The organism is Paenibacillus sp. UASWS1643 (assembly GCF_008693195.1).
GTDB classification, from domain to species: Bacteria; Bacillota; Bacilli; order Paenibacillales; family Paenibacillaceae; genus Paenibacillus; species Paenibacillus amylolyticus_B.
Genome location: NZ_VXKZ01000115.1, coordinates 973,235 through 986,215, shown reverse-complemented (window position 1 = coordinate 986,215; position 12,981 = coordinate 973,235). Strand labels below are relative to the sequence as shown.

General features: G+C 44.3%; 10 protein-coding genes. 9 read left to right on the top strand and 1 reads right to left on the bottom strand.

Annotation, left to right across the window (positions count from 1 at the left end):
• The first annotated feature begins 17 nt into the window (after positions 1–17).
• Positions 18–947 (top strand): carbohydrate ABC transporter permease, encoded by a 930-nt coding sequence (locus tag FE296_RS28635; protein ID WP_091030502.1) that lies wholly within the window; start codon positions 18–20, stop codon positions 945–947.
• Between the two features lie 21 nt (positions 948–968).
• Positions 969–2,627, top strand: coding sequence for an ABC transporter substrate-binding protein (locus FE296_RS28630; RefSeq protein ID WP_150367241.1), 1,659 nt, complete (start codon positions 969–971; stop codon positions 2,625–2,627).
• Between the two features lie 223 nt (positions 2,628–2,850).
• On the opposite strand, the gene FE296_RS28625 is transcribed toward FE296_RS28630, so the two are convergent.
• A complete protein-coding gene (locus FE296_RS28625) occupies positions 2,851–3,993 on the bottom strand; it encodes a family 8 glycosyl hydrolase (RefSeq protein ID WP_150367240.1) in 1,143 nt (380 codons plus the stop codon).
• A gap of 290 nt (positions 3,994–4,283) precedes the next feature.
• On the opposite strand from FE296_RS28625, the gene FE296_RS28620 reads away from it, so the two are divergent.
• The 7 genes from FE296_RS28620 to FE296_RS28590 all read left to right on the top strand — a co-directional run bounded on the left by FE296_RS28620 (position 4,284) and on the right by FE296_RS28590 (position 12,904).
• A complete protein-coding gene (locus tag FE296_RS28620; RefSeq protein ID WP_150367239.1) occupies positions 4,284–5,567 on the top strand; it encodes an SGNH/GDSL hydrolase family protein in 1,284 nt (427 codons plus the stop codon).
• 41 nt (positions 5,568–5,608) lie between these two features.
• Positions 5,609–6,382 carry an alpha/beta hydrolase gene (locus tag FE296_RS28615; RefSeq protein WP_150367238.1) on the top strand — a complete coding sequence of 258 codons (774 nt, stop codon included), beginning with the start codon at positions 5,609–5,611 and terminating at the stop codon, positions 6,380–6,382.
• Between the two features lie 72 nt (positions 6,383–6,454).
• Complete coding sequence (locus FE296_RS28610; protein WP_124114710.1) at positions 6,455–7,090, top strand: glycoside hydrolase family 11 protein; 636 nt, start codon at positions 6,455–6,457, stop codon at positions 7,088–7,090.
• Between the two features lie 134 nt (positions 7,091–7,224).
• Complete coding sequence (locus tag FE296_RS28605) at positions 7,225–8,064, top strand: formylglycine-generating enzyme family protein (protein ID WP_150367237.1); 840 nt, start codon at positions 7,225–7,227, stop codon at positions 8,062–8,064.
• A gap of 383 nt (positions 8,065–8,447) precedes the next feature.
• Positions 8,448–9,563, top strand: coding sequence for a response regulator (locus FE296_RS28600; protein WP_124114712.1), 1,116 nt, complete (start codon positions 8,448–8,450; stop codon positions 9,561–9,563).
• A 4-nt stretch (positions 9,564–9,567) separates the two neighbouring features.
• Positions 9,568–11,349 carry a sensor histidine kinase gene (locus tag FE296_RS28595; protein WP_150367236.1) on the top strand — a complete coding sequence of 594 codons (1,782 nt, stop codon included), beginning with the start codon at positions 9,568–9,570 and terminating at the stop codon, positions 11,347–11,349.
• A 13-nt stretch (positions 11,350–11,362) separates the two neighbouring features.
• A complete protein-coding gene (locus FE296_RS28590; RefSeq protein ID WP_150367235.1) occupies positions 11,363–12,904 on the top strand; it encodes a response regulator in 1,542 nt (513 codons plus the stop codon).
• Positions 12,905–12,981: the final 77 nt, after the last annotated feature.

Genomic DNA, 12,981 nt, shown 5'->3' with positions numbered 1-12,981 from the left:
AGGAGGAGAACCAACCCATGCCTAACACACAGACAAATGCAGGTCGTTCGCGGATCAAGAGCAGCAGTACGATTCGTGAATCCTGGGGAGACCGCGTATTTATAACGGTTGTTTACTTCATGTTGACAGTGGTGCTGATTGCCGTGCTGTATCCCTTGATATATATCGTGAGTTCTTCGCTCAGCAGCCCTGCTGCCGTCTCCTCGGGAAAAGTCTGGTTGTGGCCCATTGACCTGACGTTTGACGGTTACAAGTCTGTATTGCGGAATGATCAAGTCCTTACCGGCTATGCCAATTCCCTTTTCTATACAGCCTGCGGCACCTTCATCAGCGTGGCACTGACCATCATGATTGCTTATCCATTATCCAAAAAAACGTTTGTTGGTCGCAGCTCGTTAATGATGTTTATTACCTTCACCATGCTGTTCTCGGGCGGTTTGATTCCTACCTATCTGGTGGTCAAAACCATGGGACTGATTGATACCCGCTGGGCGTTGCTGATTCCCAATGCCGTCTGGGTATGGCAAGTCATCATTGCCCGTACCTTTTTTCAGAATTCGATACCGGAAGAATTGTCCGAAGCAGCAGACATCGATGGCTGCAGTGACATCCGGTTTATCTTCAGTATTATCCTGCCACTCGCCAAACCGATTATCGCCGTATTGTCACTTATGTACGCAGTCGGTCAGTGGAATGCATACTTTGACGCCCTCATCTATCTGAAATCACAGTCGCTCTATCCGCTACAGCTGATATTGCGCAGTATTCTTATTCTGAACAGCAGTACGGGGAACATGGATGCATCGGAAATGATCAAACAGCAGCAGATGGCTGAACTCATGAAGTACTCGTTAATTGTGATGGCCAGTTTGCCTGTGCTAATCATCTACCCTTTTGTTCAACGGTATTTCGTACAAGGCATGTTGATTGGGTCAGTCAAAGGATAAGTTCATTTATTTCTATTATTCATGAGGGAGAGGATTGTATTGAAAAAAGCGGGATTCATCATTCTTGCCTGTATGTTGTTTACCTCGTTGGTACTTGCCGGATGTTCAAGCTCTGATAAGGGGAACGGGGAAGGCAGCGATCCATCAGGCAAGACAGCCATTAATGTGTTTGCCCACCAGGGTTCGGATACCAACCTGTCCACTAATAAATTCACGAAGAAAATGGAAGAGAAGTTTGATATTCAGTTCAACTGGACCACGGTTCCATTCGACGGTGCAGCGGAGAAAAGACAGATTTCACTGGCTTCCGGTGATTATCCGGACTTGTATCTGCTCATTCCTTGGGTAGATCGTTTCTCCCAGACAGACTTGTTGAAGTTTGGTCAGCAGGGGGTTATTTTGCCGCTGAATGATCTGATTGAGGAGCATGCTCCCAATATTAAAAAAGTGCTTGAAAGCAATGACTATTATCGGGCCATGAACACTGCTCCCGACGGAAATATCTATGGTCTGACGGGTCTGAATGAATGTTTTCACTGTTCATACCCGAACAAGATGTGGGTCAACACCAAATGGATGGAACAACTGGGTTTGACCGAACCCGCGACGACAGAAGAATTTAAGGAAATGCTTCGGGCATTTAAAACGAAAGACCCGAACGGGAACGGCAAAGCCGACGAAGTACCGCTAAGCGGTTCGACTGAAAATTTCGGTGTGCACATTATTCCGTACTTGATGAACGGTTTTATCTATGACGACGATCGGAATTATCTCATTGTCAATCAGGGGAAAGTGGAGACCGTAGTGAACAAACCGGAATGGAAAGAAGGGCTTGCCTATATTAAATCCCTGTACGATGAAGGGCTGATTGATCCAGGGGCATTTACCCAAAACGTCGGGGCCTTCAAAAAAATTGGCGATAACGCCGACGCACAGCTTCTGGGTGCCGGAGCAGCCATGCATCCATCGTTATTCGTAACGACTGCGGAAGGTTCACCTTACGGGAATGATTATAATCCCATCCCTCCACTGAAGGGGCCAAATGCCACTTATGCTACGTATAACTATCCGATTGATCCCGGAGCGTCCTTTGTACTGACAAACAAAGCCAGTGAGGAAACGCAGATCGCGGCCATAAAGCTGCTGGATTATTTCTATACCCAAGAAGGGACTATGGCATCATATCTGGGAGAAGAGGGCGTAAGCTGGCGCAAACCACAAGAAGGAGAAGTGGCGCTCAATGATCAGATTGAGCCGTTATATAAAGCCATTCCGCTTCCTTCTGGAGAAGAACCTCGTAATGACAGTTGGGCTGCATTGAGTCAGTATAATCATCACCGTGCATATCGGGACGCCGAAGTACAGGGGACAGATATCTATGCCAATGATGGTTATGAGCGACGACTCTATGAGGCGACATTGTTAATGGAGGGCAAGGAACCAAAAGAGGTTTTCCCTCATTGGGCATTGTGGGTAGATCCGTCCATTGCTGATGAAGCCAGCATGATGCAGACCAATCTCAAGGATTACATTGATCAGAACGCCCTGCAATTTATTACAGGCGCCAAAAGTCTGGATAAGGATTGGGATGAATATGTGAAAGGCCTGGAGGGACTGAACATTAATCGATATCTGGAGATTATGCAGTCTTCCTATGATACTTCTTCTGTTTCCAAATAATTAAAGTATCTGAATTATATCCAGTCAGAGCGGGAAAAGGTACTGCCTGTATTTGCACAACCAAACGTTCCCGGTTCGCAGTCAACATATGCGAGCCGGGAACGTTTTTTAATTGATATAGATTAATCGTTATATCATTGCATTCTTCTTAGAATTCTGTGATTGAACCTGTCCTGCAAGCCAAACGTTCACAGGACAGGTTCAACGGCTCGTACACATTCTCTTAGTACATGCGATATCTTCCGCTTAGAGCCAGCATGCTGAAAAAATACAGGCAATTGTCGTAATAACGTCGCTCACCCTGACGCAGAGGTGTGTTCCAGAACTTACGAACGAATGTGTCAGCATGTGGACCGTCCGCAGCAAGTGAAGCCATGGCATTGGTAGCCAGCAAACCTACAGGATGCAGTGAAGGTTCGTCGAAAGGTTCACCTTCTATTGTATAACGACGATAATCGGACATTTCAATATCACTGAAGAAGGATTGAATCCGGTTGGATTGCTCGATCTGCCAGTGATCCTTGCGGAACCATTCCCAGTCCAGCGCAATATTTGCAGCAGTACGATATGCATCACTGTAAAAATGCCTGAAATCCCCATGTGGCTGTATTGGAGCCGGAGAGCCGTCATAGTTCGCATATTCAGGTGAAAGTCCTGTTACGGGATGGCATGCTGTATGCAGGTAAGCCCGACTAGCGGCCGCCGCTTCATTCCAAAAAGCCTGATCTTCTTCATCCGCATATTTCCCGAATAGTTCATAAAAATGAGGCAGATGGTAGGACGGGTCGCTAAACGGTGTTTCTGGAATGAATTTGATCAGTTTTGTTTCCGGGTCCCACATGGGGTCACCTTCGCCGTCTTCGCCCTGATGTATACATGCACGAAGGATTTTGCGGGCTTGTGCCTTGTAATCATAAGGTTCAGCGCTATCGCCCCAGCGGTTGGAGGCGAAAAAAAGCGCCATGGCAAAAAACTCCTCACCATCAGGAGCAGGACCTTGTGAGAGTCTGGTTCCGTCAGGCTTGCAATGCCAAGCGAAGTAATCTTTGTATCGACCCTCGGTATGCTGCATAAACGTGTGGGAGAAATTCCAGATTCGATTAAATTCTTCCTTTTTGTCCATCTGAACAGCCATCATCATGCCATAAGACATGCCTTCGGAGCGAACATCGAGATTACCGGTGTCCAGCAAATAACCCTTGTCCTCACCCATGGGGTAATATATTCGAGTATTTTCATCGCCATAAAACAGCTCGTTCCATGTTTCTTCCAATCTGTTCGTGATCTCATTCTCATCGTAACCTAGCTTCGAAAACAGATTTGTATATGTACCCGTATCCCACGCGCCTTGACCCGTGATATTCATGTGTCTCCTCCTTCATCAATGCGGTTTTTCAAAATTATAACATGGAAATAGTATACAAATTAAAGCGTTTACATGAAAAATTATAGGTGTTCTAATTTGCATGTGATTGTAGTCGAATTAAAATGATATAGTGGTGGAAATCCTATAATTTGTCAGGTTGTTGTAAAATTATGTAAGGAATACACTTTGGGGGAAGGGTCACACCTGATCTAATCATAATACAAGCTGTGATCCTTTAAATGTGGTTTGAGGATGATCAGAATCTAGCCGAAAGGATGTGATGGTAATTTATGCTCCAGGATTCAGAAGATGCAGGTGAAAACACGGAATTCACTGCACCGCGCGATCCAGTTGGAGTGACAGCGTCGTCAGTCAAGCCCGCAATTGATTTTGAATCACATGGATATCGCGACATGATTGGCCGGTCTCTTCTGAACAAAGGGAATAATGTCAGATTAAAACGAGCCATTGAGAAGGCAAAAAACGGTGAACCTGTCGTTATAGCTTATATTGGAGGCTCTATTACCCAAGGTGCTGGTGCAATACCTATTCATCTCCAAAGTTACTCTTATCGGTCGTATGAGTCGTTCAAGTTTATGTTTGCGCTTTCAAAAGAGAGTCCAATTCATCTGATTAAAGCAGGTGTAGGTGGAACTCCTTCGGAATTGGGGATTGTACGTTATGATCGTGATGTGTTAAGGGGAGGTGCCGTTCAGCCGGATATTGTCATAATCGAATTCGCAGTTAATGACGCAGATGATGAAACCCAAGGTAAATGTTACGAGAGTCTGGTGCTCAAAGCACTTGCTGCCGATAACAAGCCAGCGGTCATCTTGTTATTCAGTGTATTCGAAAATGACTGGAATCTGCAGGATCGTCTCGCTCCGGTAGGCTGGCATTATGATCTGCCAATGGTAAGTGTGAAAGATGCTGTCGTAGATCAGTTCAACAAGACAAAAGGTGAAGGCAACGTTATTTCCAAAAAGCAATTTTTCCATGATATATATCATCCAACTAACATAGGGCATCGAATTATGGCCGATTGTTTGGAATATTTGTTCGACGTGACGAATCGTTCTGAGTGGGATGAGAAAGATCATGATATTGAAAAAACTCCGCTAATTGGAAATGAATTTGTTCATGTGAAGCTATTGGATCGGAAAAACGGCAATAGTATTGCCCGAATCGATGCAGGCTCTTTTTGTAAAACGGACACGGATCTGCAGATGGCTGAGATGGATGCTCATGACTATGGTACACCTCAGTTCCCCAACAACTGGATGCGTACAGGAGAGGGAAAAGAGGATCAGAGCAGCTTTCGTATAAGTTTGCAGTGCAAACGCCTCATTCTGATCTTCAAGGATTCGGGTAAAGATGAATTCGGAACTGCACATATCAAGGTAGATGGGGTATTCGTCCAAAAAGTCGATCCGCGTCAAGTGAACTGGACCCATTGCCATGCCACACTTCTGCTTAACGAAGAGCATGTGGGGGAGCACTCCATAGAGATCGAAATGGCGGAAGGTCATGAACATAAATGCTTCACCATTCTGGGTTTTGGCTATGTGGATTAACTGAAGATTGATAGTCACTCATATGTTCGGAGGAAAAGAGAATGGAATTGATTTCACCAGCAGTAACGGGATATGACCAGTATCGGGAGAATATACCACGTGGAGTCATGGAGATGGTAGAGTATCCTTCCACCACGGTTGGCAATTCCCGTAAAGCGATGGTGTACACCCCACCAGAATTTTGTTCGACAACGATGTATCCTGTACTTTTTCTTTTGCATGGTATTGGTGGAGATGAAACCGAATGGCATACTCATGGTTCTCCGCAAATTATTCTCGATAATCTGTACAACGATAACTTGCTTGAGCCTATGGTTATTGTTTTCCCCAACGGTCGCGCAATGTCGAATGACCGAGCTGAAGGAGACCTGTTTGAACCTGAGAAAATCAAAGCATTTAAACGGTTTGAATCCGATCTGCTCAACGATTTCATACCTTACATGGAATTGAACTACCCTTTGCATAAAAGCCGGGATAAAAGGGCGATTGCTGGTTTATCCATGGGTGGAGGTCAATCCTTAAATATCGGATTAAGTAATCTAGACCATTTTGCATGGATCGGTGCTTTCTCCGCAGCCCCAAACACCAGAAGTCCGGAGCTACTTGTCCCTGATCTTTCGAAAGCGCCTTCATTACTCTCGCTGTTATGGATCTCTTGCGGTGAACAGGACAATCTTATAGAGATTAGTCTTGGGGTTCACCAATATTTGGCGCAACACGGAGTACCTCACATTTGGCATGAGGAAAGTGGAGGACATGATTGGCCCGTATGGAAGAACGATCTGTATCTGTTTTCGCAACGACTTTTCAAGTGAATATGCTGAAGATCATTCATATCGGATTGTAGTATCAACCAAATCTATTAAAATATCGGGAGGTATCATTCTATGTTCAAATTCGGTAAAAAATTAATGACTGTTGTTCTTGCAGCTTCCATGAGTTTTGGTGTATTCGCAGCAACATCCAGTGCTGCAACAGATTATTGGCAAAATTGGACAGATGGTGGAGGAACGGTCAACGCCGTGAATGGATCGGGCGGGAATTACAGCGTGAATTGGCAAAATACCGGGAACTTTGTTGTCGGGAAAGGGTGGACATACGGTACACCTAATCGAGTAGTCAATTACAATGCCGGTGTGTTCGCTCCTTCAGGTAACGGCTATCTCACCTTCTATGGTTGGACAAGAAACGCTTTAATTGAATATTACGTGGTGGATAGCTGGGGAACATATCGTCCGACCGGAACGTATAAGGGCACGGTGACTAGTGATGGTGGCACATATGACATCTATACAACGATGAGATACAATGCACCTTCCATTGATGGTACGCAGACTTTCCCTCAGTATTGGAGTGTTAGACAGTCCAAGAGACCGACTGGTGTCAATTCTACCATTACGTTCAGCAATCATGTGAATGCGTGGGCGAGCAAAGGGATGTACCTTGGAAATAGTTGGTCCTATCAGGTGATGGCTACGGAGGGTTATCAAAGCAGCGGAAGCGCGAACGTGACGGTTTGGTAATAGTGATGTAATGCAATTCAACGTCTGCACTTGCATTTGAATTCAATTTTCCGGAAGCGTTGAGGAACCGTTATTCAGCAGATTAACGGACCTCGACGTTGCCGGATTCAAGCTTAGCAAAGGAGAATAATTGAATGAGAAAGCTGGTATGGTTAACCTTAATTGTCATGGTTGTTAGTCTGAGTGCTTGTTCAGCCGGTAATTCACAATTAAACGATGACTTGGTTTTCGTCGAAGGAGGGGCTTTCAAGAGCGGTAAGCCGAGTCAGATTAATAAAAATGAAACGCTGGCCTCCTTCTATATTGGCAAATATGAAGTGACTCAAAAAGAATGGATGGAAATTATGGGGGAAAACCCGTCTGGCTTCAAGGGAGATGACCTGCCCGTTGAAATGGTCAGCTGGTATGACGCAGTAGAATACTGTAATCAAAAAAGTATAAAAGAAAACCTGAAACCTTATTACAATATAGACAAGGATAACCTGGACACGAATAATCACAATGAGAACGACAATATCAAATGGAATGTAACGATCAACGAGGATGCCAACGGTTACCGTTTACCCACAGAGGCAGAATGGGAATACGCTGCAAGCGGGGGCCAAGAGAGCTTAAATTACACATACAGCGGAAGTAATAATCCTGATGAAGTTGCTTGGTACTGGGTAAATGCCGGCGACAACATTCTGACGGGTGACTGGAGCTGGCCCGCTATTGAGAGCAACCGTAATCAAACCAAAAAAGTCGGAACTCAGAAGGCGAATGAGTTAGGAATCTATGATATGTCTGGGAATGTGAGAGAATGGTGCTGGGACTGGTACAGCGATCCGGAGAGTCCACAACAATCCTGGCGAGTGGTGAAAGGCGGAGGCTGGATTGGTGGTGTAAATAACAATGAAATAGCATTCCGAGGCAAATTTGATGCAAATGGTTTTGGGCCTGATCAAGGATTCCGTATTGTGCGTGGAGAATAAAATCTCTTGCCTGTTAGTGGATTACTTCTGAGCTCGACCTATAATTTGTCGGGTGAAAACCTATAGTTTATCAGGTTGTTGCGCAAAAATGTAAGCGTTACACTTGTATTGTCATTCCCGGCGCTTCGTTATAATCGGAGCGTTCTTATAATACGTCTGATAGATACAATTCTAAGTTATCGATTAATGACGATTAGACTGGTGAGAATGTTATTTCTTATACAATTGCATATATCTTCAGATTCTGAAATTCTCCAAGTTGTGCGAGCAGACAACAATCCTGCTGTTGTTCTGCTGTTTAGCGTTTTCGGAACAAATGAAATCTACCCATAGATATAGATAAAATACATGCAGCTGATCACGGACAAAAGAGAGGTGAGCTAATGTACAAGGTCATTGTCGCAGATGATGAGCCGTTTATGCTAGAAGGATGGAGAACGATGATCGACTGGCGAGCTTGTGGATATGAACTCTGTGGAACGGCAACGGATGGGGAGGAAGCACTTGCTTTATTCAACTCGGTTGAACCCGATCTTGTCGTCACCGATATTCAAATGCCTGTTATGGATGGTCTCGGTTTGATTCACACCTTGCGAGAAGATCTCGCTTATACCTCCAAAATCGTTATCGTTACAGGATACTCCGATTTTAATTATGCCAAGCAAGCCATACGGTATCAGGTCGATCAGTATGTGCTTAAACCTCTTGTTCCAGAGGAAATTCATCAAATCCTTATGGAAATGATTGAACCTCTGGACAAACGTAGAAATGAGCAAAAACAGCAGCATGGAATCATGGTTACAGATGAAGCCCATGAAAATCATCTTAATGAATATCGAACAAGCGAAGAATATGATTTAGAGCAAATGATGAACATCTCCAAAGATATCTTGGCGTCGATTGAAGCCGGAGACACTTTTTTCATCGATAATGCAGTGAGTGCATTGCTAGAGAAGAGTGAGACAGCAGAAGTTTCATTGGAATGGATACATCATGTCATCCGATATATCCATGGGGAGTTGCTACGGAAATATGGAAAAAGAGAGGTTTGCAGAGAAATACTATGTAAGAAAGAATGGCATGAGGCTGCGAGTTGGACTTCTGGCACATTACAAGACCTGTGTGTTCGATTGTCCGAGCAACTTTCCCAGTCTGAATTGAAGCAAAAGTCGCGTACAGGAGGGCTTGTTGCAGAAGCAGTGAATGAATTGAAGCAACACTATCGAAGCAAAATTAAATTACAGGATGTAGCTAATCGTATTCACGTGAATTCTGCCTACCTGGGTCAACAGTTCAAGCGGGAGATGGGAGTCAGTTTCATTGACTATGTGCACCAGCTTCGAGTTGAGGAAGCCCGTAAACTCCTGCGACGCACCAATATGAAGATCACTGAAATTGCATTCAGTCTGGGATATCATGATGCTGAATATTTCACCCAAAAATTCAGAGCACATACAGGGGAGCTTCCATCCGTCTATAAAAACAAAAACCAAGGGTGATCATATGCGTCATAAATTCTGGATGTTCCGTAAGGTTAATGATATTCCTCTCCGATCCAAATTTCTGCTTATTTATGTACTTAGTATTCTCCTTCCTGTAATAACGATTAATATCTTCTTCTATCAACGAACCTCTGCGGACATCAAGATTAGAGAACAGGAAAATCTGCGCAAATCTATCGACAGGGCAGCGGGGGAACTGCTTGGCATGATTGATGAGAGCGTTGCTCTGAGCCGAATTATTGCAGCAGACGATTCGCTCTACGAGGCTTTGGACCGGACCTATCCTTCCCCCGTCGATTATTACAACGTGTACCATGCATTTCTGCGAGATAAATTAACAAGGTATATGTCAGCGAATATTCTGGAGGTGCGTATCTATACGGATAACGATACCATTCAGACGGGCAGTCACTATATCGTGATGAAAGACAAGAATGTACTTCCTGGATTGAAACAGCTGAAATCCACCAGTGGAGGCATTCTTGTCGTTGATTATGTTGAGCCGTCTGGATTTAACGCGGGAAGAAGGATCAGTGTGATTGGCAAAATGGATACCTATACTTCCTTTGCCAATTACAACAAGTATTCCAAGATTGATCTCGAACTTAGCCGGGTGTATAGCATTTTAAATCGTGAATCAGACAGTCTTCAGCTGCGTCTGGTCGATAGCAACAATCGAACTGTCGTTTCAAGTGGGGAATTCAGCGAAACCGACTTATCCAACCCGGATAACAATTCAACAGCCAAGGAATCTGGAAATTCTGCTTATACGCTCGAGAAATCATTGGGGAATCTAGCGTACCTTAAGGGTTGGAAATTGATTGGAGTTGCCGATACGCGTCACCTTGACCACCTGTTGCAAGAAGCCTTCAAATCAATTTTGGGGTTACTGGCAATAAGTATTGTAGTCCCCTCTGTGTTGATCTACATTATTTTGCGTTCCTATCACTATCGGATTCGCAAGCTATCCAGACATATGGAGAAGGTTCGCAATGAACGATTCGATCTGATTGAAATTCAGGAAGGCCGCGACGAAATCGGCGGGCTTATTCGTACATTTAACATCATGATTGGTAAAATTCATACGCTGATTAATGACGTATATAAACTGGAAATCCGTCAAAAAGATCTGGAGCTGGATCAAGTGAGGACTGAATTGTCCATGCTCCAGAGTCAGATGAATCCCCATTTTTTATTTAACACATTGAATGCCTTGCTGGTCGTCAGTACAAAGAATGGATATACGGAAGTAATTGAGATTATTAAAAGTCTGTCCAAACTGATGAGACAGTTGCTCAGTCATTCTGACAATCTGATTCCTTTGAAAGAAGAGCTGCAATTTACGAATCTTTATCTCCAGATTGAGAAGTTTCGCTTTGGAGAGCTGTTTGATTACACCTTCGAGGTCGATCCTGATGCAGCTTCGTTGCTCATTCCTCGCATGAGCATTCAACCGCTCGTCGAAAATGCCTGCAAACACGGCTTGCAGGCGCGAAAAAATGGAAGAGAGATCAAGATAACGGCGAGACGAAACGCTTCTGAACTGGTTATTCAGGTCATCGATAATGGAATCGGTATGGATGCAGGTAGACTAACCGAGCTCCTGCGAGATATTCGTTCTGAAAGACCCAGGAACGGCGAGCATGTAGGACTCCGCAATGTCTACCGCAGGTTGGAACTCTTTTACGAAGGAAATTCGATATTTGATCTAAGCAGTGTACCTGGAAAGGAAACCATTGCAGGGTACCGTATACCGATCTCTAAGCTGGAACAGAGGAAATAGGAGGTAAACTCTCATGTATAAAGTACTGTTAGTCGATGATGAACCGTATGCCATTGAAGGGTTACAGCTTCTGATCAATTGGGAAAAGTATGGTTTCGAAATCAGAGGTGTGTGCGCCAACGGTGAGGAAGCCATTCGGATGATGGAACAAGATCGACCTGATCTCGTGGTGACAGACATTCGTATGCCTGTGATGAATGGGCTGGAACTTGTAGAAGAAGCACGACGATTGGAACATGAGTCTGTGCTGTTTGTCATCACGAGTGGATACAGTGACTTTAATTATGCCAGACAAGCTATTCGATTAGGTGTCTCCAACTATCTAACCAAACCGGTTGACAGTACAGAAGCAGAGGATATGTTGGTCCGTCTCCGTACGCAATTGCAGGAGCGTGAAAACCAGGAGCGTATAAGGGAACATGCAAACGAGCAAAGGATCAAAGCGTTTTTGTCTGCACTGATTAAGGATAAGCAAAATATATCGGAGGAGGAGTTGTCAGAGATCCTTCCTCGTTTAAACAAGTCCCATTGGGCATACCTGCGGATAGCCTTTCAGGGAGATATTCAGGAAGTCTGTTCAGTAGTCGAACAAACGGCTGAAGAAACAACTCGCTGTTATGTGATAGACAGAACAAGAGACTCATTGGGACTTGTATGGGGGGAGGAAACGAATGATAGAAATGAGACATTTGAAGCAATTAAAGCTTTTACCCAGCGTTTGATGAACAATATGCTACATAACGGCTGCGAAGAAATTCATATCGCGGTTGGATTAACGGTCAACAAACTGGAGCATTTATCTGAATCCTTCCGCTCCGCTCAGGAAGTTGGGCGTTATTTGTTTTTTAACCAAGAGCGTCTTTTGTTTGCCGAAGATATTCAGCTGGAGAATTGGCAGTTTGATCCGGAAACGCTGTCAGAGGTGGACCATATTTGCGATTTGCTTGAAAACGGTTCTGTAGAGGAACTCTCGTCTGCGATTCGGAGTGCTTTTGAACTGTTTGTACAGATGAAGGCTGCGCCAGAGATTGTACATATTTTCTCTACCCATATTATATTCCGCGGATTGTCCCTGTGTAGAGAATTAGGAGGAGAACCTAATGCTCTAATGAACGAATTGGCGAGCGGAATTCTGGAGAAGGGTCATCGAAATATAGAAGAGGTTGCTAACAATCTGGAACATTTCTGTTTGCAATGCAAGTCAGAACTGGCAATTTTCCGGGAGAGGCAAATGGGTGGCATCCAGGCGACGGTTGCTGAATATGTTCAGATGCATTACAGAGAGACATTTACGATCCAGGAGCTCGCAGAACGTTTCTACGTGAATCCTGTCCATTTAGGGCAATCCTTTTTGCGAAAGTATGGTAAGGGTGTAATCGAGGTAGTACATGATCTAAGAATGGAAGAAGCGAAGCGTCTGCTCCAGCAGACGAATCAAACATCAAGTGCGATTGCAGAGCAGGTAGGGTACCGCAGTTACCAGCATTTTTTGAGACACTTCGAAAAACGAACCGCCATGAAACCTGTAGAATACAGGCAAAAGTATGCGAATTGATCCTATGAAAAAGAAGAACCCCTCCTGAATAAGACCTACAATTACAGGGGGGTAGACCTTAAATGTATATATTTTGT

Bases quoted from the DNA above. Each gene is read 5' to 3' on its own strand.
- FE296_RS28605 (WP_150367237.1), top strand. From the start codon at position 7,225: ATGAGAAAGCTGGTATGGTTAACCTTAATTGTCATGGTTGTTAGTCTG.
- FE296_RS28635 (WP_091030502.1), top strand. From the start codon at position 18: ATGCCTAACACACAGACAAATGCAGGTCGTTCGCGGATCAAGAGCAGC.
- FE296_RS28595 (WP_150367236.1), top strand. From the start codon at position 9,568: ATGCGTCATAAATTCTGGATGTTCCGTAAGGTTAATGATATTCCTCTC.
- FE296_RS28620 (WP_150367239.1), top strand. From the start codon at position 4,284: ATGCTCCAGGATTCAGAAGATGCAGGTGAAAACACGGAATTCACTGCA.
- FE296_RS28590 (WP_150367235.1), top strand. From the start codon at position 11,363: ATGTATAAAGTACTGTTAGTCGATGATGAACCGTATGCCATTGAAGGG.
- FE296_RS28610 (WP_124114710.1), top strand. From the start codon at position 6,455: ATGTTCAAATTCGGTAAAAAATTAATGACTGTTGTTCTTGCAGCTTCC.
- FE296_RS28615 (WP_150367238.1), top strand. From the start codon at position 5,609: ATGGAATTGATTTCACCAGCAGTAACGGGATATGACCAGTATCGGGAG.
- FE296_RS28630 (WP_150367241.1), top strand. From the start codon at position 969: ATGAGGGAGAGGATTGTATTGAAAAAAGCGGGATTCATCATTCTTGCC.
- FE296_RS28600 (WP_124114712.1), top strand. From the start codon at position 8,448: ATGTACAAGGTCATTGTCGCAGATGATGAGCCGTTTATGCTAGAAGGA.
- FE296_RS28625 (WP_150367240.1), bottom strand. From the start codon at position 3,993: ATGAATATCACGGGTCAAGGCGCGTGGGATACGGGTACATATACAAAT.